The 24,004-nt window shown below is 49.1% G+C and carries 17 protein-coding genes; 7 read left to right on the top strand and 10 right to left on the bottom strand.

Translation table 11 applies throughout. The features are described from left to right. Positions 1–823 precede the first annotated feature (823 nt). A complete protein-coding gene (locus QL234_RS06675; RefSeq protein ID WP_281557066.1) occupies positions 824–6,784 on the top strand; it encodes a di-heme oxidoredictase family protein in 5,961 nt (1,986 codons plus the stop codon). A gap of 39 nt (positions 6,785–6,823) precedes the next feature. Here the strand turns inward: QL234_RS06675 and QL234_RS06670 are convergent, their stop codons facing one another. Continuing rightward, complete coding sequence (locus QL234_RS06670; protein ID WP_281557065.1) at positions 6,824–7,075, bottom strand: hypothetical protein; 252 nt, start codon at positions 7,073–7,075, stop codon at positions 6,824–6,826. A 394-nt stretch (positions 7,076–7,469) separates the two neighbouring features. Here QL234_RS06670 and QL234_RS06665 point away from each other — a divergent pair, with 394 nt between their 5' ends. Next, the gene (locus QL234_RS06665) at positions 7,470–10,391 is read left to right on the top strand and encodes a UvrD-helicase domain-containing protein (RefSeq protein WP_281557064.1); all 2,922 of its coding nucleotides are present in this window, start codon (positions 7,470–7,472) and stop codon (positions 10,389–10,391) included. 191 nt (positions 10,392–10,582) lie between these two features. Here the strand turns inward: QL234_RS06665 and QL234_RS06660 are convergent, their stop codons facing one another. After that, on the bottom strand, positions 10,583–11,134 hold the full coding sequence (locus QL234_RS06660) for an NADAR family protein (RefSeq protein ID WP_281557063.1): 552 nt from the start codon (positions 11,132–11,134) through the stop codon (positions 10,583–10,585). Here QL234_RS06660 and QL234_RS06655 point away from each other — a divergent pair. Both QL234_RS06655 and QL234_RS06650 read left to right on the top strand, forming a co-directional pair. Continuing rightward, positions 11,018–11,401, top strand: a complete 384-nt coding sequence (locus QL234_RS06655; protein ID WP_281557786.1) for a hypothetical protein — start codon at positions 11,018–11,020, stop codon at positions 11,399–11,401. The two genes, QL234_RS06660 and QL234_RS06655, sit on opposite strands and share 117 nt — an antisense overlap. A 4-nt stretch (positions 11,402–11,405) precedes the next feature. Next, complete coding sequence (locus QL234_RS06650; protein ID WP_281557062.1) at positions 11,406–11,822, top strand: thioesterase family protein; 417 nt, start codon at positions 11,406–11,408, stop codon at positions 11,820–11,822. A gap of 114 nt (positions 11,823–11,936) precedes the next feature. On the opposite strand, the gene lodB is transcribed toward QL234_RS06650, so the two are convergent. Next, entirely contained in the window at positions 11,937–13,073 is a 1,137-nt protein-coding gene (gene lodB, locus QL234_RS06645) for a lysine-epsilon-oxidase maturase LodB (protein ID WP_281557061.1), read from the bottom strand. Between the two features lie 478 nt (positions 13,074–13,551). Here lodB and QL234_RS06640 point away from each other — a divergent pair, with 478 nt between their 5' ends. Continuing rightward, positions 13,552–14,442 (top strand): ribokinase, encoded by an 891-nt coding sequence (locus tag QL234_RS06640; RefSeq protein ID WP_281557060.1) that lies wholly within the window; start codon positions 13,552–13,554, stop codon positions 14,440–14,442. A gap of 1 nt (position 14,443) precedes the next feature. Beyond that, on the top strand, positions 14,444–15,394 hold the full coding sequence (locus QL234_RS06635; RefSeq protein WP_281557059.1) for a nucleoside hydrolase: 951 nt from the start codon (positions 14,444–14,446) through the stop codon (positions 15,392–15,394). A 63-nt stretch (positions 15,395–15,457) separates the two neighbouring features. On the opposite strand, the gene QL234_RS06630 is transcribed toward QL234_RS06635, so the two are convergent. The 3 genes from QL234_RS06630 to QL234_RS06620 form a co-directional block, all read right to left on the bottom strand. Then, positions 15,458–16,225 (bottom strand): transporter substrate-binding domain-containing protein, encoded by a 768-nt coding sequence (locus QL234_RS06630; protein ID WP_281557058.1) that lies wholly within the window; start codon positions 16,223–16,225, stop codon positions 15,458–15,460. A gap of 106 nt (positions 16,226–16,331) precedes the next feature. Then, the gene (locus QL234_RS06625; RefSeq protein ID WP_281557057.1) at positions 16,332–17,048 is read right to left on the bottom strand and encodes a transporter substrate-binding domain-containing protein; all 717 of its coding nucleotides are present in this window, start codon (positions 17,046–17,048) and stop codon (positions 16,332–16,334) included. A 246-nt stretch (positions 17,049–17,294) separates the two neighbouring features. Beyond that, the gene (locus QL234_RS06620; RefSeq protein WP_281557056.1) at positions 17,295–18,623 is read right to left on the bottom strand and encodes an MATE family efflux transporter; all 1,329 of its coding nucleotides are present in this window, start codon (positions 18,621–18,623) and stop codon (positions 17,295–17,297) included. 153 nt (positions 18,624–18,776) lie between these two features. Between QL234_RS06620 and QL234_RS06615 the strand changes: the two genes are divergently transcribed. After that, positions 18,777–19,763 (top strand): LysR family transcriptional regulator, encoded by a 987-nt coding sequence (locus QL234_RS06615; protein ID WP_281557055.1) that lies wholly within the window; start codon positions 18,777–18,779, stop codon positions 19,761–19,763. A 35-nt stretch (positions 19,764–19,798) separates the two neighbouring features. Here the strand turns inward: QL234_RS06615 and QL234_RS06610 are convergent, their stop codons facing one another. The 4 genes from QL234_RS06610 to QL234_RS06595 all read right to left on the bottom strand — a co-directional run bounded on the left by QL234_RS06610 (position 19,799) and on the right by QL234_RS06595 (position 24,004). Continuing rightward, positions 19,799–19,993, bottom strand: a complete 195-nt coding sequence (locus tag QL234_RS06610) for a hypothetical protein (RefSeq protein ID WP_281557054.1) — start codon at positions 19,991–19,993, stop codon at positions 19,799–19,801. Then, on the bottom strand, positions 19,990–21,006 hold the full coding sequence (locus tag QL234_RS06605) for a hypothetical protein (protein ID WP_281557053.1): 1,017 nt from the start codon (positions 21,004–21,006) through the stop codon (positions 19,990–19,992). The genes QL234_RS06610 and QL234_RS06605 overlap by 4 nt, the downstream gene beginning before the upstream one ends. A gap of 385 nt (positions 21,007–21,391) precedes the next feature. Continuing rightward, complete coding sequence (locus QL234_RS06600; protein ID WP_281557052.1) at positions 21,392–22,606, bottom strand: HDOD domain-containing protein; 1,215 nt, start codon at positions 22,604–22,606, stop codon at positions 21,392–21,394. A gap of 111 nt (positions 22,607–22,717) precedes the next feature. Then, the gene (locus tag QL234_RS06595) at positions 22,718–24,004 is read right to left on the bottom strand and encodes a hypothetical protein (protein ID WP_281557051.1); all 1,287 of its coding nucleotides are present in this window, start codon (positions 24,002–24,004) and stop codon (positions 22,718–22,720) included.

The raw sequence follows: 24,004 nt of genomic DNA, 5'->3' as shown, positions 1-24,004 counted from the left end.
GCTGAAGCTGATTTCATTGTTTTGGACATGCTTTACGCATTGACTCTTTCCCTGATTTTTTCTCAAACAGGTTCAGTTTAGATCATGCCACAATATATTTATCAATGAAAAGTGAATATTTCACTTTATCCAACAACCGGGGTAACTTTCCTCTGAGTATCAGGCCAAAATAAGTATAAACTTAATGGCCTCCAAGAAATGACGACCCGCTAACGCGTCTGCCACTACCAGCATCATAGCGGTTTTTACTCCATGATTTCTGATGTCAGTAACCCCCATGCACCTACCCCTTAATCCACTTATGTTTTGCAGGAAATAATCGCATAACGCCAGGGATTCGTGTCGGTGCCTTTCACTTTTGCTTTGCTTTTACTGCTGTTCCAGTAAGCCATCAGCACCTTTAATGCATCACCGTCAAATTAATTTTCCCTTTAGTGAACAACCCCTCAATATCCATGTATAAGCCCAACTCAACAAGCGTTATTGCTGTTCACTGTAAAGCACAACAATGTAAGCGCTTTCATTTGTGTTTTTTTTAGTCTATAGTTTTCCTGCTAATGAGGAGAGCACTTTTTACTGGTAACGGAACACTGGGAATAAATAAGCTAAAGCCAAAATTTTTTCGATAATTATTCAAACAAAAATGTAAACGCTTACAGTTTGTTTTATTTCTTTCAGACATTGGATTTATGCCAACAAGAAACCCGGCGCCAATGATAAGTCTTAGCGGTTACATCACTAGTAGAACTAAAGCACTAAAATAATTACAACAAGGAATAATGCAATGAAAACAACGAGTAATTCTTGGCCATGGCGACGGCCGATGAGGTTGATACGCCCCGGGTGGTCCGCCACCTTATTGACCCTGACCACCCTGATAGCCCCCGCTCAGGCTGCTGACTGGCCAACCGAGCAAATCGGCGCCGGCGCAGTCAGTCTCGAAGCCGTCGGCGAGCAACTCTTTGACTGGCAGGGCCCTTTTGCCCGCTCAAGCAGGACAACACCGGCAAATCCCTATTTAACGGCAAACTTCACCGGCCCTATTCCCACCAACGACTGGGCATCTAGCTTGATCATGGATCCCTTCTCCAAATCACTTTATGCCCACCCGTTAAGCTTTAAAGCCACTAATGAAGGCCTGGAGATCAGCCTGCCGCCGCTCTCCATCGGCAGCGTTGATAACATGGGCGAAACTTCCGTCAGGCGCATGCATGATGGCAATGTCGATTTAGTGGTAAAACCGTCAACCTTCGCACCAAACGATGCCAGGGCGGATAAGATCACCGATTGGAGTTATGATCTGGTGATGGCCAATGGCAACAAGGCAATGAAGGCCACCATAGGCCATGGCCTGCCCTATGCTTTTTTTGAATTTACCGATAGCGAACCTGTGGTAAGCCTAAAGCGCGGCACCAGCATGAATGTCGTCAGCAATAACGGCCATCAGCTCCATATCCGGATATGGGATCCGGTAGCAAACCAGTATAACCATTATGGTTTATTTGCGCCTTTGGGCACCAGCTGGAGCATTTCTGCCACACAAATCAGCGCTAACCTGCCTGAGGGCAAAAATTACTTCACCGTCGCCGGCCTGCCCGATGACACCAACGCCACTTTCTTAGCCTTTGCCGACAAAGCCTATAACTTTGTTACCGATACCCGGGTTTCCTGGTCGGTAAGCGACAGTACCGGCCAGGTGAGCACCCAATATCAGGTAACGACCACAGCCAAAAGCGAAGGCAACAATAGCGGTACTCTGATGGCGCTCTACCCCCACCAGTGGCGTAATCTCAGCGGCAACACCACAGGCGACCAATATGAAAGTATTCGCGGCATCATGAAGCTTGTCGCCGGCAGCAGTTTCACTACCGTGATGGACTACCATGGCATTTTACCCCGGATGCCTGATCTGCCGGATGCCGCTGCGGTGAGTGAGGTCACCCAACACCTGGCGGATTATTATGGCTACGGCGCGTCATTAACCCCCAAGTTTATCCAACCGGGCGCTGATGGCGGTAACAGCGGTTATGACACTTACTGGATGGGGAAAAACCTCAATCGCTTATCCGGTTTGATCGGCATTGCCGATATGCTCGATGACAACGACAGTGAAGTAGCCCCCATGACCACAGATATGCTGGATAGTTTACAAGGCCAGCTAGAATATTGGTTTGACGGCAATAAGCCGACTCCGGATAATTATTTTTATTACAATCAGGACTACGGCACCTTGATCGGTTATCCGGCAAGTTATGGCTCAGACAATGATCTTAACGACCATCATTTTCATTACGGCTACTGGATAAATGCCGCTGCGCAGATTGCCCTGCGCGATCCCGTTTGGGCCCAAGATGAAAACTGGGGCGGTATGGTCAAAGAGCTGATCAATGATATTGCAGGTTATGACAGAAACAGCAGCCGTTATCCGTTTTTACGTAATTTTGATATCTATGAAGGGCATTCCTGGGCGTCCGGTACCGTGCCCCACAACCCCGACGGCGTCTGGGCCGGCGGCAACAATAACGAAGCTTCCTCGGAAGGCATTAACGCCTGGGCCGGTTTAATTCTCTGGGGGGAAGCCACCGGGGATAAAAGCATCCGTGATCTGGGGATCTACCTCTATACCCATGAAATAGAAGCCGCCAACAGTTACTGGTTTAACCTCTATGGCGATATCGGCCATAAAGATTACCCCAACATAGAAGCTTCCCGAGTCTGGGGCGGTGGTTATGATCACAGCACCTGGTGGACGGAAGATCCTATCCAGACCCATGCCATCAACTTTTTACCTATTACCGCCGCTTCCATGTATTTAGGTGAAAACCCGAACTTTGTGCAGCAAAATTTCGATGCCATCTGGAGCGAATACCAGCTGTGGGACGGCGACGGCGGACAATTCAACAAGGAGCAATTTCGAGACCGCTGGCAGGATTTACTCAGCGAATACCTGGCTTTTGCCGATCCCGATGCCGCCCTTGCCCGCTGGAAATCCACCAATATCAGCGATGACCCGGTGAACGGTATAGACCCGGCACTGGGCATCGAATTTGGCGAGTCCAGGGCCCATACCTATCACCATATTAAAACCCTGCAACTTTTGGGACAACCGGATTTCAGCATACGCCCAGTGGGGCACAGCTTAGGGTTAGTGTTCAATAAGAACGGCGTGAAAACCTATGTTGCCTATAACGCTACAAATAGCGATAAAACCCTACTCTTTAGCGATGGCATGGGTTTAGTTGTACCTGCAAGATCGATGAACCAGGGACCGGGCGTCGCAATCGCAGACTCGGATAATGACGGTATCGCCGATCCCTTAGATCTCTGCCCGGATACCCCCGCCAACACCCAGGTGGACGGCAATGGCTGCCCGCTAACGGCAACAGATAGCGATAACGACGGTATCATAGATGATTTAGACCTTTGCCCTAATACCCCGGAAAATGCCGCCGTTGATGCCAACGGCTGCCCGTTAACAGCAGCAGACAGCGATAATGACGGCATCACCGATAACTTAGATCTTTGCCCGGATACGCCAGCAGGCACCCAGGTAGATGCCAGCGGCTGCCCGTTAACAGCAACAGACAGCGATAATGACGGCGTTGCCGATGGCCAGGATCTTTGCCCGGATACACCAGCAGGTACCCAGGTAGATGCCAACGGTTGCCCGTTAACACCAACAGACAGCGATAATGACGGCGTCACCGACAACTTAGATCTTTGCCCGGATACGCCACCGGGTACCCAGGTAGATGCCAGCGGCTGCCCCCTGGTGCAAAATGAGTTTGGTATTAGCCAAACCGTTAGCGATTCCGTTACCTTCTATGTTAATACCAGCGACTGGGCAATCGTGCATTACCAGGTCAACGGTGGTGGCCAGTTGAATGTAACTATGACACAAACAGGTACACGCAATGAATACACAGTCACCGGCTTAAACCCGGGCGACTTCCTTGACTATTTCTTTACCTATAACACGCCAACCGGCGCCCTGGATACCCCGGCGCAGCCCCGCTATACCCTGTCAAACAGTACCCCGACAGACAGCGACGGCGACGGCGTATCAGATAGCAATGATTTATGCCCAAATACGCCCGCCGGTACCCAGGTTGACAGCTCGGGTTGCCCGGTAAGCACATCGCCACCAGATGATTTTGGCATCGGGCAGCCCAGCGGCACTTCAGTCAGCTTTTATGTCAATACCAGCGACTGGGCAATCGTGCACTACCAGGTGAATAACAGCGTCCAGCAAAATGTCACTATGGTTGCCGCCGGCGATACTAAGGTGTATACCCTTGAAGGCCTTAGCCAGGGGGACAGCATAGATTACTGGTTTACCTATAACACCCCCACGGGCGCCATAGATACCCCGCCCCAACCCACTTACCTGGTATCATCAAACCCGGATGAACCAGACAATCCAGATAACCCTGATGCCGACAGCGACGGCGACGGGATCCCCGACAGCCGGGACTTATGCGCCGATACCCCGCAGGGAAGCCAGGTAGATAATAACGGCTGCCCGCTTTCTTCACCGGCTCACCAGGAAATCACCAGCGCCAATGGCCTGCTGGTGGGAGGCTTGGACTCCCCTGCCCCCGGCTTTGCCTTATACAGCTTTGATAACGATATCAGTGGCCAGAGCAGCTGCTTTGACGACTGCGCCCTGGCCTGGCCGCCGCTACTGGTTACCGATGGTGTTGCCTCCGGCGTCAATGACCTGAGCACAGTGGACCGGGGAGACGGCACTTTACAGCTGGCCTATCAGGGCAAACCGCTTTATTTTTACAGCGGCGATACTCAAGCGGGACAAACAAACGGTCACGGCCTCAATAACCTCTGGTGGACGGTAAGTTATGGCCAGGCACTGGGGAATATTGTCCCCTTGTACGATGAAACGACGCCGCTGGCGGATGCCATCACTTTTGACCGCGGCGATGCCCTGGTCACCCGGTTTTCCGACCGGGCACGGGATCGCCACGCCAAAGAAAACCACTTCCAGGCCTATGATCACTTCCTCAGTTTTTACTGGGAAGACCGCACCGCCGCCATCGAGATCATCGATTATGTTGCCAAAGGCGGCTCCGGTATCGAAATGAAGGTGAAAACCTTAAACAAACTCGACGATCAACAGGCGGAAAACCGCTGGTGGTACCTGGGCAATAATACCCTGGCGGAGTATTGCGGCAACGGCGTCATGGCAACCCAGGATAACCGCAACTATGTTAAAGAAAGCAGCTGGAACTGCCGGGAAAATCGCAACATTCAAATCGGCGATAAACTTGAGTTTGAGATCAGCCAGTTCCTCGACGCTTCGACCCTGGCAAGAGGCCGCTCCAACTATTACGGCACCACCTATTTATATATCGTAGGTACCGGCATAGTGCCCTGGGATGTTACCGACAAAGAAGCTTTTGTCGGCGGCAACCTGTTCCAGCGTGACTCAATTCCGGTGCCCGAGTCCGCCCGCGCCGGCGGCGATACCAGTTTGCATGTGCAAATGACCGCCGAGCCCGACGGCCACTTCCAGCAAATGGCCACCAACCTCTCTTATGACAATGGCCAGCCCTGGGTACTGGGACGCCGTGTCCATCACAGCTCCTTTGTTGACGGCAGCCATGATGAACATGAAGAAAATGGCGTATTCGCCGAAGTCACAGGTTTAGCCGGCAGCCATTATATCAATGAGCGCTGCACCAGCTGCCATGTACGCAACGGCCGCGCCGTACCTGCCGGATTGGGGGCGCCCCTGGATAAATGGGTATTTAAAGTCGGAGATGGTAATGGCAATCCTCACCCGAATTTAGGCCGGGTATTGCAGGGACAGGCCCGGGGCAATGCCGGCAGCGAAGGATTAGCTTCAATAACCTCCTGGACAGAAGAAAACGGCCTGCGCTCCCCCAACTATCAATTTAGCGGCATTAGCCCACAACAGTTTTCAGCACGCATCACGCCGCAATTAAACGGTTTGGGCCTGCTTGAGGCCATATCCGAAACCAGTATTCTTGCCCTGGCGGATGAAAATGACAGCAATGGCGACGGTATTTCGGGCAAAGCCGCAAAAGTAGCTGACCCTGTCACCGGAGAGACCCGCTTAGGCCGTTTTGGCTATAAGGCGGCGACCGCCAGTATCAAACACCAGGTATCGGCGGCATTAAATACCGATATGGGGGTGATGACCTCAGTATTGCCTGCGCCGGATTGCGGAACAGAGCAAAACGATTGCGCCAGCAACAGCCCGTTGGCCGATGAACACCTGGATAATTTGGTGAAATATATTTCTCTTTTGGGGGTGAGATCCCAGCGGGATTATAATGACAGCGAAGTCCTCCGCGGCAAGCAGCTGTTTAATAGCAGCGGCTGTAATAGTTGCCATATCGAGAGTTTTCAAACCAGTGAGTTTCACCCATTGGCAGAGTTACGCAACCAAACCATCTACCCGTACACAGATATGCTGCTCCACGATATGGGGCCGGGCCTTGCCGATAATCTGGGAGAAGGCTTGGCAAGCGGAGCCGAATGGCGCACCGCGCCTTTATGGGGTGTGGGCTTAAGCGCCTGTGTCACCGGCGGCGTTACCGGTGAGCCCGGCGGCGTTGCTTTTGGCCTTGACGGCAATGAAACCTGTACCCCGGCCCACGGCTACCTGCATGATGGCCGGGCCCGCAGCCTGGATGAAGCCATCCGCTGGCATGGCGGGGAAGCTGAAGCCTCAGCTAACGCTTATCAAAACCTCAGTAGCGACGATAAAACGGCGCTGCTTAAATTTATCGGCTCTTTGTAAACGCCCTTGGTTTGCTAAGCCTCATATAAACTAAAGTTTTCAGGTCTGCCGGCTATCAGCGCAGACCTGCTCTTTTTCCAGCAAGTGAGCCAGGAGTTCAGAGGTTAACTCCCCGATCAGCGTTTTAACAGCCTCCTTTTCCAGCGCTAACGCCAACCAGCCGTCTGTGCCTAAAATATCAAGGGTCTCCACCCTGATACCTTCCACCGCATAACTTTGACACCGCCAATGCCCGGTTAAACGAAAAATGCCCAAAGACGTATGTATGCGGCTAATACTAAAATAACCCAAGTTAATCTCCGCTGTTGTTGCAAGTGCGCAATGAAAGTCAAAGATAAGTGAAACCAAAAGGAAATTAAACGCTTTTCTCGGGATAATTCTACCGATATTAAGTCAAACGGCCACCTGAGCAGACACGCTCGGCACAGCAGCTTAACAGCATCAAGAGACAACAAAGAAAATATTCAGGGCAAGACAACATCATGACTTACACATTGAAGTCCATAATCAACCTTTCTCGGCAAAATCTTGTATTGGATAATAAAAATATCATACACTGCCGGAGTTAAATGCAGGGCATTAGCCATCAAGCTCGCTGATAATTTTCCAGAAAAAACGCCCTTAGCTAACGGTATAAACCAAGCGGCATTTAGTGATAACCATAATAAAAATGAGTAAGCCCCTTTTGAAGTTAAACCTGAATATTAAGCCTTACTGGCTGATCAATTTACTGACCAGAAATAAACACCACCTACACCTCAGTGAACATGCCTTAACCGATACACGAAGCGGTTGTGAACAGCATTTTCACTGGCAGGAAATGCCAGGTCTGCCTGAGATTGACCGCGGATTTTTCTTTGCCGCCCTGGTATGGCAATACAAAGAGCAGGTTTATCGCTTTAGCTGGCTGGAGAAAAAACAGGCAAAGCAAATGCTTGAGCAGGCAACCCTGGCCTGGTGCCGTATCCATGGCCGGCAGCTGGTAGAGGCCGCCAATGCCTGTTACCGGTTATTACATCCCGGGGAAGAAAAATGTTATTTGCGTCAACAAACCTGGTTAACCATCAAAAGTCTTGCCCGGGCGGCGATAAAGCCCTGGCCGGAAACTATGCCAAAAAACGGCTTAACCCCTGAACAAGAGCAGGCCTTTAAACGCCTGCAACACCTCAGTCGCTGGTCGGAAAAAGACTTGCAGCAATACCGGCAAGAATATATCAAAACGCAGCAAAGTCGCTTTGGTGATTTTTTCCAACAGATAGAAGCGAACCCGTTAACCCCCCAGCAACAAATTGCCTGTATTTCAGATGAGCACAACAACCTGGTACTGGCGGGCGCGGGGACCGGAAAAACCAGTGTGATGGTGGGACGCACCGGTTATTTACTGAACAGTCATCAGGCCAGCGCCACAGAAATATTATTGCTGGCTTTTGGCAATAAAGCCGCCAAAGAGATGGATGAGAGGATCAGACAACGTCTGGGCAGAACGGATATCAGCAGTTCAACTTTTCATGCCCTTGGCCAGACCATTATTACCAAAGTAGAGGGAAAAGCGCCGGGGTTAACGCCATTGGCCCAGGATGAAAGCGCCAGACAGCTTTGGCTGGAGCAGCAACTCAATCAAATGTTAACCGAGCCAAACCTCCATAGCGACTACCCGGCCCTGGTATTACGATATCTTGAACGCTATCGCTATCCCAAGTGCAGTGCTTTTGATTTCACCACATTGGCCGGGCATATTGCCTATCTCAGGGATAATCATATTATCTCTGTGGCAGGAGATAGGGTTCACAGTTATGGCGAACTGCTCATCGCCGACTATTTACACAAAATGGGGATAAGCTATCACTACCGCCAAGCCTACTTTTCCCCAAAAAGTAGCGCTAACAATAACCATGGCACCCCGGCTTCTGCTGTTAAAACACCGGATTTTCGCCCTTATAAACCGGCATTTTATTTACCCGAATATGCTATCACCATAGAATTTCGCCACCTTAACCAAAAACAAGAGACCCCGGCTTTTATTGATAACAAAAGTTATCGGCAAGATATTTTATGGCAACGCCAACTCCATAAGAGCGACAATACCCGGTTAATAGAGTTGGATGAAAGCTTATTAACCGAGGGGAAATTAACCCGCGAGCTGCAACAACAACTTAAAAAAAGTGCCGTGCCTGTTTCCCCGTTAGATAAGCAAACGCTACTGACAAAATTCAGAGAAACTGGCGCCCTTGATAACCTTGCCGGCTCATTGTCCCGACTACTGACCTTATATAAGGCAGGCGGCTTCGATAAAAACAGCCTGGCAGGACAAATAAAGGCCTTTTTCAGCGGCAAGCCCGAGGCGTTAGCAAAAGGAGGCTCCTGCCAGGTAGATTTAACCTTGCAGCTACTCGCTCCCCTTTACCAGGCCTATCAGGCCATGCTGGCCAAGCAACAGCAAATAGACTTTGACGATATGATCACTAAGGCCACCGCCTATATCCAGTCGGGACAGTTTACCTCTCCCTGGCGCTATATCATGGTGGATGAGTTTCAGGATATTTCAGCCCCCAGGGCCAAGTTGCTCAAGGCGCTGCGCGACGCCGTCAAAGGTGCTTCCTTGTTTTGTGTCGGCGACGACTGGCAGGCCATATACCGCTTTGCCGGCTCGGACGTCAGCTTAACCCGGCACTTTTCCGCCTATTTTGGTCACACCTGCACCACCACACTGGATAAAACATTCCGCTTTAATAACAGCATCTGCGATATTGCCAGCCGCTTTGTCAGCAAAAACCCGGCGCAATTGACGAAAAACCTGACGACCTTTAACAGGGTGACAACGCCTGCGGTCACCCTGACCCAGCTGACAGGGCTTCCCGGCGGAGAAAACCTTAAAGATCAAAACAGCAAGCTGTTAAGGCTGCTGACCGATATCTTAAAAGACATCAGCATAACGCAGTCAAAACTTGACAGAAAAAATCCATGCTCGGTATTGCTGCTGGCGCGCTATCATCACCTGCTGCCGGATAACAGCGCTTTAAAACCCCTGGCACAGCAATTTCCAACGCTGACAATCAAGGCACTGAGTATCCATGCCAGTAAAGGCATGGAAGCCGATATCGTCCTGGTTCTTGGCTTACAGCAGGGAAAACACGGCTTCCCGGCGGAAAAAAATGAACCTTTGCTGATAGATGCCTTGTTGCCGCTCGAAGGCGATAACAGTCAAGGGCTGGCCCATGCCGAAGAACGCCGGTTATTTTATGTCGCCCTGACCCGGGGCAAACATCATGTTTATTTGCTGGCAGACCAACAAAGGCCCAGTGAATTTATCCGGGAGTTGATCACAGATCAATACCCGATAAACAAAGAAAACCCAAATAGCGATGCCTTATCTGCAACGAGTACCGAAAGTAAAGACCAGAACGGGTCACCTTTAGCCCAGAGAAATTGCCGGGTCTGTAAAACAGGGACATTAACCGCCAGATCGGGACGATACGGCAACTTTTATAGCTGCTCTAATTACCCCTATTGCGAGCACAGTGAAAAGGCCAGAAACAATGGCCCGCAGCCATTAAGCAAAGATCAACAACAGCATAAAGGCGCAACGAAAAAAACCGTGATATCTTAAACAAAAAACCCCGCTAATCGGTTGTTAAAACCGACTAACGGGGAATCTGACGTAACTGAACCTGGCGGGTGGCTTTCTTTGGCTTTTACCTGCACTTGCAGATAAAGACCACTTAAAACAAGTGTAGACGGATCCTGTTATTTACACATTACAGCATATTACAGCAAGATTTAATCATTAAAATCAAACGGTTAACTTAGCTCTTTGTTTAACCGTTCCCGCACCGCCATTAACGCAAATCCCAGCAGGTTCAGCCCTTGCCAGTTAGCGGGATCTTCAATAGCCATGTCATCAGCGGCCAGTCCTACCCCCCAGATATTATCCACCGGGCTTGCCTCCACTAACACCCGCTCGCCGGTATCAAGTAGAAATGCTTTAAGTTCTGGTAGCTGGCTAAATTTAGCCAGATTAGCCTCCACGACAATAGCAAAACGCTGCTTTTGCCAGACTTTATCGTCAAACCCCATGACATTACGGCCTAATTTTTTAGCTTCTCCCGGGGTCGCTGCCGCTAATATTTTTTCAAACGCACTTTGATCTTTAAAAAGCAGCGCCTTGCGGGCCATCATATAATGCTCCGCAGTTGGATAGTGCCTGCCGTCAACGTCAAAAGGCGCCTGATACCATTGGCTAAAACAACTCTTGCCAATGCCCGCCTTTGGCTTTTGATGTCCCCAGAAATAAAGATATTTGACTTTTTCACCCCGGCCAAGGGCTGCATGCAAGGCTTCAAGACTTACCATATATTAATGAACATCCATAATTTAGTGATTGTTATTTCAGGTATTTATGCCTTTTCTCAGGTCAATACCTTACTCGTGCTTAGCCGCGGCATATTAACACCAATGCCTGCATTTAAAAATGCCGGTTCGTCAAATGACTCCGCAGCCGCCATCGCACCAATGAAGATGAAAATCCCCCCGGCAGAGGTTTACTTTTTCAAACGATTTTGTACGATAGTGCTTTGCTTTATAGACACTTTTTCTAACAACCAAGCAGTAAGAGCCTGATTTAATGCCCAATGCTATTACCATTAAAAGAAAAGTCCTGTTCGGGGATTGCGATCCCGGCGGCATAGTATATACCCCCAGGTTTGCCGATTTTGCCATCGAAGCAGTAGACAGTGCCTTAGCAGTACTGTTTGAAAGTAAAGGCGGCATCTCAGCACTGATAAGTTATGGTATTTTGCCGCCGGCAAGATCTTTGTCATTTGAGTTTTTGCACCCGGTCACCTGGGATGACGAGCTCGATATCAGGATATCGGTTGAGGAAATTCGGGTACATGCGTTTTGCTTCTTGATTGAGGGATACTTAGCCGATGATACCCTGGCCTTTAGCGCCCGCCTGACCCAGGTGTGTGTATCCCCCGAAACGAAAGAAACCATCAAAGTCCCAAAAGCCCTTAAAGCCAGACTGGCTCAATTAACCTGATAGCGGCTAAACAGCCGCAGCCCCGCGATGAAAGGTACTCACCTGGATAAAGTCCTTCATGGGCACGGGAGGTTATAGCTGAGACTGCATTTTTTTAATATCAGCTGCTCATCTTCAGCGCCTGCGGGACCAGAATGTCGCCCCCGACCAGCGGTGCTCATGGCGATAACACTTTTTACGCAAGCGTAGATAGTGCTCAAAATGATCAACAACTTCCTGCTGATAGGCATCAAGCTGTGCCTGTTTGGTCTGTTTATCTGTTGACGTTAACTGGGTTTGCACCGCCTTGGCGCCATGGCAGGCTGAGGTCATGGCAAAGCCTAAACCTATGGCAGAGATGGGGTCAAAGGAAGCCGCGGCATCCCCTACGGCAATAAAGTTTTTCTTCAACACCGAATGGGTGATATGGCTGCTGGCATTTCGCACCCAGGGGGCGCCGGATAAAACAGCCCCCCCTTTGCCACCAAATTTAATATGCCGGCTCTGGGCGAGTAACTGCTGCCAGTTCTCCGGCTGGTTTAATCTGTGCTGGCCGATAATATCGGCATCAGAGAAAAAAGCCACCACCTGGCGATGATCCGGCAGTCTGGCGCAATACCACCAGCCAAGTTCATGGCTCTCCATCACTTGTTCTTGTTTGGTTTTGCGGGTTTTATCAAAGTGAAAAAATGCCCCGACGCCCATTAACTTATCATGCCTGGCACTGAGCACTCCCACCTGACGGCAGACATCGGCCTTACGGCCGCAGGCATCAATTAAATAACGGCCATTGAGTTTAAAACGGCCCTGACTGCGGTTTTTCAGGTTCAATTGCCAGCTGTGATCGGCGCCCTGGGCAAAGCCTGTACACCGGGTTCGGGAATAAACCAGGCCGCCTCTGGCGGCAACATAGCCAAGCAAGACAAAGTCAAACTTCTCCCGATCCAGGCGAAAAGCCTTGTTGTCTATGTTAAAGAGATCCTGCACCCTCACCGGCTCATCACCGCCCCAATAACTGGTCTGGTTATAACAAGGTAAAAAAGTGTCCTCGGGAAAGGCTGATTTGGTTATCTTTAAATAACCGAGTAAGTCAAAGATATCTGAGCCGACATGCTCTGCCACCCGGACATCATTTAAGTCCGATTGTTCAACCAAAGTGACCTTGAGATCTGAGTAGGTTAACAGGGTCAATGCCGCCGCAGCGCCGGCAGGCCCTGCACCGACGATAATAACATCGGTATTTATCTCTGCTTTTTCCAGCGGATCTGTCATCGCTTAATACCCGACCGCCTTCACCGGGCACACTAGGCTTACACCCGCTTTAAGTACAATATATAGTGTTGATCTTCTCTGTCTCATAAGCACTGATGAAAAACTCCCTGTCAGCGGATCCATGATTAAATAAAGCTCAAGAGCCATTGATGAAAAGTTTCTGATAATGCTGGATTTATTAACCCCAGCCTAAGTAGAGTCTAGTTAAGGAACAGTAAGAATTTAGTATCAGCTTAGTATCAGTTTCCCCCTGTTTTCATCCCGGGTTCGGCATAACAGGAAAAACCCATTCTGCTGGTTATTTACCGCCCGCCTCGCTGTACTTAACGCGATAAATTGCATATGCTGCTTACACATAACAAAAGTTTGTGTTATAAAAGTGATGCCGATGAAAAATAATTTTCCCTCCGGCATCATAAAACACAGATCTGTTACTCTGTTTAACACATTCTTTAAATACTAATAATCAGGATCGTTGATGACGATATTCAACTTTGGTTCGATCAATATCGACCATGTTTACTCTGTTGATCATTTTGTTCGCCCCGGCGAAACCATGACTTCGGATCATTACCAGAAAATTCTCGGCGGTAAAGGCGCCAACCAGTCGGTTGCCCTGGCCAAAGCAGGTTGTGACGTGGTGCATGTGGGAGCGATCTCAAAACAAGACACTCACCTTTTGGCGGAGCTTGAAGCCAAAGGGGTAAATACCGAGCAAATTGCCACGTTGGACCTGGCCACAGGTCATGCCATTATCCAGGTGAATAAAGAAGCGGAAAATGCCATCGTGTTGTTTGCCGGGGCCAACCATGCCCTGAACGCACCGCAAATCAAGCAAGTATTGGCCAACGCCGATAAAAATGACTGGGTATTATTACAAAACGAAACCAACGAAATAGACACCATAATCTCCACCGCCAAAGCGCATGGTTTAACGGTGGTTTATAATCCGGCTCCCATGGATAAATCCCTGGTTGAAAAACACTTAGCCGATATCGACCTGTTAATCGTCAATGAAGTGGAAGCCATGGATTTAGCCGGTGTCGATAATGTCGATGCTGCCCAGGCCAGCCTGGTCGGACAGCACCCTAACTTACAGATCCTGATGACCTTAGGGGCCGAAGGCGTACGTTACCTTAACGGGCAAGAAATCACGCAAGTACCCGCCTTTAAAGTCAAAGCCGTCGACACCACCGCCGCCGGAGATACTTTTATCGGTTACGCCCTGGCAGGTTTTACCAGTCATCTGAGTGTAGAAAACGTGCTTAAGCAGGCCTGCGCCGCCTCTGCCATCTGTGTCACCCGCGAAGGCGCCAGTACGGCGATCCCGGGCCATGAAGAAGTCAGCCAGTTTTTAAAAGAGAAGTAAGATGACACGTAAAATTATTATTGATACAGATCCCGGCATCGATGATGCCATGGCAATCATGCTGGCATTTAATGCCCCTTCCCTTGAAGTGCTGGGCCTAACCACAACTTTTGGTAATGTCCCGGTCTCCCTGGCAACCTCCAATGCCCTGAAGCTGGTGGAGCTGGCACAAAAAGATATCCCGGTGGCCGAAGGGGTGGCAACCCCTTTAGCGGCGCCTCAGCTGCCCCATCCCGACTTTGTCCACGGCAAAGACGGCTTTGGCAATATCAACTGGCCGGCAGAAACCACCAAAGCCGATGACCGCAGCGCCGCCGAATTTATTGTCGAGACCGTACGGGCCAACCCCAACGAAGTGACGTTAATCGCCTTGGGGCCGCTGGGTAACCTGGCCAAAGCACTGGAGCTGGACCCGGAAATAGTCAACCTGGTGGATGAAGTGATCTTAATGGGCGGCGCCGCAGTTGAGCCGGGCAATGTTACCCCGGTGGCAGAAGCCAATATTATCAACGATCCCCATGCCGCCGATATCGTCTTTACCGCCGACTGGCCGGTGACTATGGTCGGCCTGGATGTCACCCATAAGGTGATGATGGATGAAACCTTGTTGCAAAAAATCCGCGCCGCCGACAGCAAAGCCGGAGAGTTGTTATATCAGTCGACCCAGTTCTATTTTGACTTTTACAATAAAACCTTCGGCATCGAAGGCTGCTTTGTCCATGATGCTTCCACCATAGTGTACGCCATGGCGCCTGAGGTCTTTACCACAGAGCCGGGCATTGTCCGCGTCGCCACCGAAGGAGTCGCCATAGGACAAACCATTATCGCCCATCCGGATAAACATTATCCGTTGCCCCACTGGCAGGATAAACCACAAAGCAAGATCTGCATGGGGGTCGACAGCGAGCGCCTGCTGGCCGTCATAGAAGAAACTTTTGCCGGCGCCGCTTAAGGCAAAAAGCCGGCATCAAAGCGCACATCAAGGCCATGCCGGAACCGGTTCGTGGCCTTTTTTTTAACCTTTTTTTCTATATTTCTCAATCAACTTGGTCACAGTCCCGTCAGCCTGTGCCCGCTTGATCTCCCGGTTAATCACAGGTAATAAAGCGGCGCAGGGAGATTTTTTCGAGAAACCAAAGTATACCGCCAGCGCGGCAAGCGGTGTCGGCAAAGCAACAATAGTGGTGTGCAACTGGCGCTGTTTCAGGTAACTGGACATATCGGCTTGATCATGGATCAGGTAATCTGCCAAACCGCTAAATAATGCCCTGATCATCATCTTTTTATTGCTTACCTCTTGCAGTTGCAGCTGCTTTTCCCGGATAAAGCGATCAAAGTCTTCACCGAAGCTGCTGCCGCTAAGATAAATGCCCGTTAAACCTTTTAAGTCGGTAAAGTCTTGATAAGGAAAAACCTTATCATTTAAAACAAAAATATGGGATTCATTATGAAAATAAGCCCGGGAATAGTGAAAAATCCTGCCTCTGGGCTCATTCCAATACAAGGCAGATATCATATCCAGCTGACCGTTTTCTAAATATTTCAATGCCCTTTTCCAGGGAAGCCGGGCTTTAAATTCAAGTTTAAGCGCCATTTTATCCCCGATATGCCTGATCAGATCATAACCTATGCCTTGAGCATGCTCTGTGCCTTCAGCGACAAAAGCGACGGGAAACCACCGGTTTGATCCGCCAACCACAACTTTATGGCAGATATTCTCTTGTGCTGGCACTTGCTGCGACAAAAACATCAACAGGCATAACAAACTCGGCTTGATTGGCATAAAAAACCGCTCAAATAACTTATATAGATTAAATTAAGTTTATGCCTAAAGCGGCAAAAATATCTTAAAGTCAGTCAAGGCACCGGGCAACCAAGTAAACAGACAACTAAAAACCGGGAGGCATATACAACTCCCCCATGATCTTCCGATAGCGGTTATCTGCCGTTATCTGCTCCAGTGCACGGTTTAGCGTTTCGATATATAACCTGTTACTTGCGGTATCATGACAAAAGACACTGTCATAGCTCTGATAAAGTACAAATTCCGGGGAATATTGTAGCTGCGCCTGATAACGGCGAAAGTCAGGTAAAAAGGCTAACACAGCATCAATACGTCCCAGGCGTAACTTTTTCAAATTTTGCTCATCGTTATTCACCAGCTCTATCTCCAGCTCTTCAGGTAGCAACTTGTCGTACAGCTTTTTAAGCCCGATAAGACCCCCTAAGGTGTTGTCCGCCGATAAGTCAGCAAAAGAAGTGAGCTTAGTTTTTCCCGGTAAATTAAAAAGGTGCAGGCGGATAAACCCCAGAGGTAAAGATGAAATATATTGATGCCGGATATTATCCAGACTACCGGCACCTGATAACAAGCAGGATTGACTATTTTCCGCAAAAGCTAATTGAGCCCTGTTAATAGGCAGCATATTGATTTTATACGACAGCTTGGCGTTTTGACTCAACACTGCCAACAACTTTTGATAAGCGCCGCTGCCATCTTCAAGCATCAAAAATTCCATTTTATGACTGTAAATATCCAGTGCCAGTGCCTTTTCCCAAAAAATGCCGAGCAACGCCGCAAGAGCAAAAATATAACGCTTGGTCATCAATTCCACCTGCAGTCCCCACTCTGCTGATCGCTTTTAAAGCTTAGCATCCCAATCCCACTCGGGAGGATAAGCACCAAATCCGATGCCATATTTCACTGTAATATTACAGGCGAATATTGCACTTGCCCCCTTGCTTATTCGGCCTGTTAAGGAGGAAAGCATAAATCAAATGGTCAAAGAGGCATGTATTCACTTTCTGCTCCCGGAAACTGGCCATTTTTCATAACCGGTACAATGAAGCTTTTATCCGGCCAGCTTTTTCATCGAAACTTGCAACTGAAGCAGCAATAATATCCCCGTCAGTGCCAGCCCCAGGCCTATCCCTGCCCAGATCCCCGCCAACTGAAAATTAGCCATCAACAGCCAGGCCGCGGGCAGTCCCGCCAGACAATAGCCGACGGCGGTTAACAGTGCCGGCACGGTAACAATTTTTAACCCCCGCAAGATATTAAGCGCCATTAACTGCCAGGCATCCACCACCAGGCAACAGGCGGTGACCAGGATCACGGTCGGCAGAATCGACACCAGCTCTTCAAAAAGCACGTCTTGCTCACTGGCAAATAAAGCAGTTAAGCCACTGGGGTACAAGATAAATACTCCCCCGATCACCGCACTTATCACAGTCGCCAGCACTAAACCGTTTACCGATGTCTTTTTGATCTCGGTTTTACCCTGCCCGGCGCCAAATTGCTGCCCGACTTCCATCGACGTCGCCTGGGCAATACCAAAGGCAATATTCCAGGAGAAGCTTAGAATTTGCAGGGCGATCTGGTGCATTGCCAGTGACACTGCCCCTAAAGTACCCGCCATCAGGGCGGCCCCCGAAATCAAACTGTATTCGGTTAAGGTGGCGAGCGCGACCGCACTGCCAATTTTTATCAAAGGTAGAGTCGTCGCCAGACGATATTCAGACCACAGGCACCAGGGACGATAGCGGTAAAATGCCGGACGGGTAAACAACCAAAAGAGATATCCCGCAGCCGTAATAAAGGCGGCAATTGTCGTCCCTGCCCCTATACCGCTGACCCCGAGATGAAAATGAAACGCCAGTGAATAACTCAGCACAATATTTAACAACACAGAAATCACCGTGATCCACAGCACCGACTTACCCGCAGCAAAAGCCACAGCAAAACTGCGCGCCACCAAAAGCAGCAGGGTCGGCAGCATGGCCCACTTCAGCGTATCCAGATATTGCATGGCGATAGTGATGATTGCCTCATCCTGCCCGGCCAGAACAAATAAAGCCTCGAGATTATAAAACAGCGGCAGCAACGCCAGGGAAACCAGCACAGACAATAACAGGCTGCCTTTAATGATTTTACGAATTTCCCGGTCATTTTCCCGGCCCCGCCCCTGTTCGCCACAGGCTATCGCCAGCAAATTGGCCGACGAGCCGATCACACTGTGCACCAGGATAAAAATAAAACCATACACCGAGGCCGCCAAACCTCCGGCTGCTAAGGTGGTGACGCTGATCTGCGCCATCATCCAGACATCTGACAACACCATCAGCTGGGCGACTAATTGTGAAATGATCAGAGGTACTGCCAGTTTTACTAATTTTTTCACGATGAGGCCTTATTATATTGAATATCAGCCAAGATACCCGGGAGATACTTGCTTTTCAAACGACATTTATGCGAATCTGGCATGCAAAAAACTCATGCAAGCAAAGCATGCTCAAACAAGGTTAAAAAACCATCTTGCCGGGGAGATCAACCAATGCAACGACACGTCTTAAAACGCCACGGTAAATTGCCGCAATCCCTCAACAGCTTAAGGGTATTTGAAGCGGCCGCCCGCTATTTGAGTTTTACCGATGCCGCCACCGAGCTCAATGTCACCCAAAGCGCTGTAAGTCGGCAAATCCGTCAACTCGAAGACAACTTAGGTTTAACCTTGTTTATTCGTCTGCACCGATCGCTGGCGCTAACCAATGAAGGACGGGAGCTCTCCACCTTGTTAACCCGGCAGTTCGGAGAATTAAACCGCGCAATTTATCAGCTGGCCCCTTCACAGCAGGGGGAGTTGAAAGTTAAGGTGGAAACCAGCCTGGCTTCACGCTGGCTGGCGGGACGTATGGTAAATTTTCGCCGGCAATACCCGGACATCCAGGTGGAGTTAACCCTGGCCTGGTTTCAAAACGGCGTCAATGTCAATCTTGAAAGCGGCGGTTATGATATCGCCATCTTCGGCGAAAAATACCCGGATGCCCGTTACAGCAACAATATATTAAGAAAAGAAGTGATGGCGCCGGTTTATGCGCCCGTCCTGAGTACAGGCAATAAAGCCTTATCGTTAACCGATACATTATCCCTGACCAGGATCCACCCGACCCAGGACAGGGCTGACTGGCATGGCTGGCTGCATTTTAACGCCATTACCGATCACAGCCTGGATAAAGGCATCACCTTCAATAGCTTAGATCTTGCCGTCTGTGCCGCAGCCAGCGGCGAAGGCGCAGCCATGATGGATGTTATGTTGATCTTAGAACAGCTAAAAGAGCAACAATTGTTGCTGCCTGCAAATGCCAGCTTATGCCACAGCCCGTGGCAATATTATTACTACCTGGCGCCGCAAAGCAACGCCGATAAGGAAGCCGAGATTTTTATTCACTGGCTCAAACAGGAAATGGCCCATGACATCACTTTATTAGAGCAGCTTTGCCAACAACATGGCTGGCAAATGCCCGATAAAGCAAGTTATTAACCCGCACGGCCAGGCAGCAATAAGGCATGACTGCCTTAGACACAAAGCTCATAACCCATGGCCTTGGTGTTGATGGCTAAACTTAACAAGCTTACTGCCCCCTCTTGCCCGGCGATGTTGCCATTCTTGAAAACCCGGCGGTCGATGTTGCTGACTTCATCAATGCCAGCTTTAAAAATCCCCGCCGGCGGCTCTGAAAAGTAAAGCCCTTTACTTTCACAGAGGCTCACCAACGGGTCGCTAAGGGGGAGTTTACCCTTGCCCCCTGCGCTGCAGGCATTAGTCCCTTCACCTGTTGAGCACAGCCCGGCAAACCAGGCGTCAAACACAGCCGGATAATGTCACCGCGATCTGTATCGGCGAAACCTTGGCTGAGGTATTGATAAAGGCGCCCCGCAGATGTTTGCGCTGTTGTTTTTTCTGCCGGGTTATCCGCATTAATGTCGTGGTTTAACAAGTGGCCGAATGCCTGTTCGATATCTGCCCAGGAAAAAGGATACTGGCTATGCTTGATGGCCGAAGAGATAGTGCCGTCAAGTGCCTGGGTTTCGACATAAGAGCTGACATGTATCGTCTCCAGCCCGGGAAAATTATGTTTTAAAGTGTCCAGTGATACAATCACAGTGGTGACGGTATCTTCCCCTTCATAAAACTCCAGGGTATGTTCCATCGGCGCCAGCGCCTTGCCAGTGCTGTCTTCAAGCAACAAATCCAGATAGGTAGTAAAAGTTCCCCCCTGTACCGAATTTTTCGTGTGTATGACCAGGTAGGGACTATTATCTTGCGGGGAAATGGCGACATTCATGGCTAAGAACACATGTCTGGCATTTTTCATTTTATCTGACAACGCGGCTATTTGCATCGGGGTGGGAAAGAGTTTTTCCAGCTGTTGCTGTTGCTGTTTCAATTCCATGTTCCGGTGTAAATGGGGAAACTCCTCCTCACTGATATCCGCCTCATCCAGACGAGATTTCACCAGGTTGAAATGACACATATTGGTCATATCCAGCTCGCGTACCCCGAGGGCATTCTTAGCCACCTTCACCGACTGGCTGTCATAAGCAATTTCCAGGGGAACCGGCTGGCCAATGCGAAATCCCGGATAATTGGCGTGATAACTAAAAGGGTTATTGATAAGTGACGCGGTGAGTGAAGTATCTATCTCCGGCAAAGCAAAAAGCTTTAACGGCGATAACAGCAGTAAAACCATAAAAATTATGGTTCCTTGACTGGGTATTTTCATTGTAATCATCCTTGATTAGTTTAATGTGATCTTCACTAATCCAGGATTGCTGATAGTTTACCGTGCAAAAATCCCTTTTGCTCAACCGGGTACAGACAAAAGTATCTCCGCCAGGCGGAAATATTTGCCAGCAACTTCCCCGGTAAACTGCTTTAATAACGGTACGCTATTAATCAATCCTTTGATCAGAGCATATCATTAGTGCTACCTTTCCTTTACATAATGGCAACAACACCCACTATACTGACAGTTCAAAAAAACTACAACTATAAAAAACCTTTTATTTACAGATATTTCGCCTAAGCAACTGATACTTTATTAACCCGCCCGGCCCACACCCGGAATCGTACCTTAGCCACGCAGCCGGAATAAGCCCCTGACTTCATCAGGCCTGGGTTAATTCACTGCACCACCTGCTGGCGGAAACAAATTCCTCCTGGATCAGTTCTGCGGTCAGGGAATAATCGCTGAATTTTTCCATCAAGGTGCCATTATCGCCAATAATATAATGGCTGGTCATAGATAACAGCTTACCCAATAAACCGCTGCGGTACATTAACGCCTCTTCTATCGGTTTTGCCAGCGGCATGGTACGTAAAATATCTGCCATAGGCATCGCCAAAATCACCTCCATGGCGCTTAACAAACCAGTGATAAAGGCAAAATCTTTCACCTGCTTAAAATCACTTTTTTGTGCCAGCTCCGACATCAAACGGGCTGTGATCAAGGATTGTTTGGCAATCTCATCGGTGCATTCGGTACTCAATTTAGACAAGGCTAAAATGGCAACAAACTGCTTTAATTTCTTTTCGCCAAGGTAAGCCGCTGCCTGCTTGATCGAGGTGATCGCCACCTTAGTACCGGTGGAGACATTATTCACCATTTTCAGCAAACCTATGCTGAGGTTGACATCATGGGCGAGGATTTCGGCAATGGCATCAAAGTTCAGCGGGGTATTCGCGGTTTCGCTGATCAGTTTCAGCATTTGTGCCTTGATCGGCGACAGGGTCTGCCCGGTAACAATTTCCGGCTCATGATAGAAAAACCCCTGGAAATAGTTAAAGCCTACTTCCGCCAGGGATTGCAGCTGATAGCGGGTTTCCACTTTTTCCGCCGCCAGCAGTACCCCATGTGAACGGGCTTTGCCAATCAGGGCCCTGAGGCGTTTGACATTGATTTTTTTCACATCGATTTTGATCAGATACAAATAAGGCAACAACACGTCCCAGTGCTGAGCCAGATCATATTCGGTGAGCGCAATCCGGTAGCCTTTTTCATGATAATATTTAATGATTTTAATCAGACGCTCGGTGGGAAATTCATGTCCCACCAGCTCAATGACGATGGCTTTTTTATCAAAGAGCAGGGGAAATTTATTGATCAAATAATATTCGGTGAAATTAATAAAAGCCGTTTTTCCCAGGGTCAGTGCGGCAATATCACCATGAATATGGTTCTGGATAATAAGTTTCGCACTGGCAATATCCGGGTCGATTTCTGGAAACTTATTATCCTGGCTATCCCGGAATAATAATTCATAACCTATGGTTCTGGACTTCCTGTCCAAGATAGCCTGTCTGGCAATATATGTACTTTGCATCTGATTAAACTAGGGTCCCAACGAAAATTTATAACCATTATTCACACATCAGCTGACTTTAAATGCTGATTTAATGTTAATAATTAACATATTATTAGTATAAATAACCGTTTATTTGAGCACAAGACCCTGATTCACCCTCAAGTTTAGATCATAAATAATATCTACCTGGTTAAAAGGATCTAATTCCCGGGTACATTTTTCCAGAATAAAACTGCAGCGAAATTCCGTTGCCAGCCCTTCAAACTCAGCGATCACCTGGAATAACCAGATTTCCGCATCCCAGTCCAGCTGCCGCTGCTGTAAATACTCCAAAGCGCTAAGCCCCCGGTCTTCTCCCGGGGCAGTATCCAGTATAGCGATAAAAAAGTTTTCAACATCTTCTTTGAGGGCCTGCTCGCGCGCCTGCAGCAGACTTTCATCCACTAACTCAAACTCGCCGCCGCTTTGCGGTATCTGTATCTGTCCCTGGTGCTCTATCGGAATTTCCCGTACCAGCTCCGCCAACACTTCGGTATCGCTGCTGCGGTCCAGGCCAATGGCGGCGTTGGCAATAATTGGTTTGGCCTGATTCACCAGTTCGGGGACTTTGGAGCGGTTGGCATAATCGCCGACCCTGAAGTTGGGATGCTGCTTTAAAAAAGCACTCATGCTGGCGATTAACTGCACCCGTTCCTGCTGCTGACGGAACCTTGCCATCAGTTCAACCAGGCGCTTTTGCACTTCCAGCAAGGAACTGGCATGATCGCTGATACTCACCTGCAACTGGCTCACCAGCAGTTTACGCAAAGCGCCGTTGCTTTGTGCCAGCTCGATCATTTCATTAAAATCAATCAGTTCAAAACCGTCGAGCAAACGCCTTAATTGTTTTTGCGCCAGTTCATTTTCACGGATCTTATCCGCTAAGTTACTGACAAAACCGAAATCAGAATTAAGCCGGTTCCATAAACTGGCGATAGCATCACTGAACTGCCCGGTCATATCATGGACTTTTTCCGTCAATAACTGGAAATGATGTTCGCTGGCGGCATAATCCCCCCGGTATTGGGCATCCTGGTAATGGGTCACCCGGGTGCGGATTTGATCCAGCTGACCGGCAATATCGGCATTGATCTGCCGCTTGCGCTCATCTTCGGTAAGACTGGCAATCAAGCCATTGACACCGGGGCGCAGGCATAAGGCTTCCTGCTCGTCCGGACGCCATAATAACCTGGCCTTGATCAATTTATCCAGGGCCTGTTCGGAGACTGAGGTTTCATCAAAATAGCCGCTGATATAGGTCTGCATCAGCGGCTGGGCATATTTGCCCAGCAGGGATAAACGCTCAACCCCAAGGGCCTGTAACCGGCTCTGGGGTGACTGCTTGCTGTCTTTGCTATTTAAGCTTTTTTCTTGCAA

It is taken from the genome of Thalassomonas sp. RHCl1, assembly GCF_947387555.1.
Taxonomy (GTDB): Bacteria; Pseudomonadota; Gammaproteobacteria; order Enterobacterales; family Alteromonadaceae; genus Thalassomonas.
This window is presented reverse-complemented; position numbering and strand designations above follow the sequence as displayed.

What these genes read in the sequence shown, in the direction of transcription:
- QL234_RS06675 (WP_281557066.1), top strand. Translation starts at nt 824, where the DNA reads ATGAGGTTGATACGCCCCGGGTGGTCCGCCACCTTATTGACCCTGACC.
- QL234_RS06660 (WP_281557063.1), bottom strand. Translation starts at nt 11,134, where the DNA reads ATGGTAAGTCTTGAAGCCTTGCATGCAGCCCTTGGCCGGGGTGAAAAA.
- QL234_RS06650 (WP_281557062.1), top strand. Translation starts at nt 11,406, where the DNA reads ATGCCCAATGCTATTACCATTAAAAGAAAAGTCCTGTTCGGGGATTGC.
- lodB (WP_281557061.1), bottom strand. Translation starts at nt 13,073, where the DNA reads ATGACAGATCCGCTGGAAAAAGCAGAGATAAATACCGATGTTATTATC.
- QL234_RS06640 (WP_281557060.1), top strand. Translation starts at nt 13,552, where the DNA reads ATGACGATATTCAACTTTGGTTCGATCAATATCGACCATGTTTACTCT.
- QL234_RS06635 (WP_281557059.1), top strand. Translation starts at nt 14,444, where the DNA reads ATGACACGTAAAATTATTATTGATACAGATCCCGGCATCGATGATGCC.
- QL234_RS06630 (WP_281557058.1), bottom strand. Translation starts at nt 16,225, where the DNA reads ATGCCAATCAAGCCGAGTTTGTTATGCCTGTTGATGTTTTTGTCGCAG.
- QL234_RS06625 (WP_281557057.1), bottom strand. Translation starts at nt 17,048, where the DNA reads ATGACCAAGCGTTATATTTTTGCTCTTGCGGCGTTGCTCGGCATTTTT.
- QL234_RS06615 (WP_281557055.1), top strand. Translation starts at nt 18,777, where the DNA reads ATGCAACGACACGTCTTAAAACGCCACGGTAAATTGCCGCAATCCCTC.
- QL234_RS06605 (WP_281557053.1), bottom strand. Translation starts at nt 21,006, where the DNA reads ATGAAAATACCCAGTCAAGGAACCATAATTTTTATGGTTTTACTGCTG.
- QL234_RS06600 (WP_281557052.1), bottom strand. Translation starts at nt 22,606, where the DNA reads ATGCAAAGTACATATATTGCCAGACAGGCTATCTTGGACAGGAAGTCC.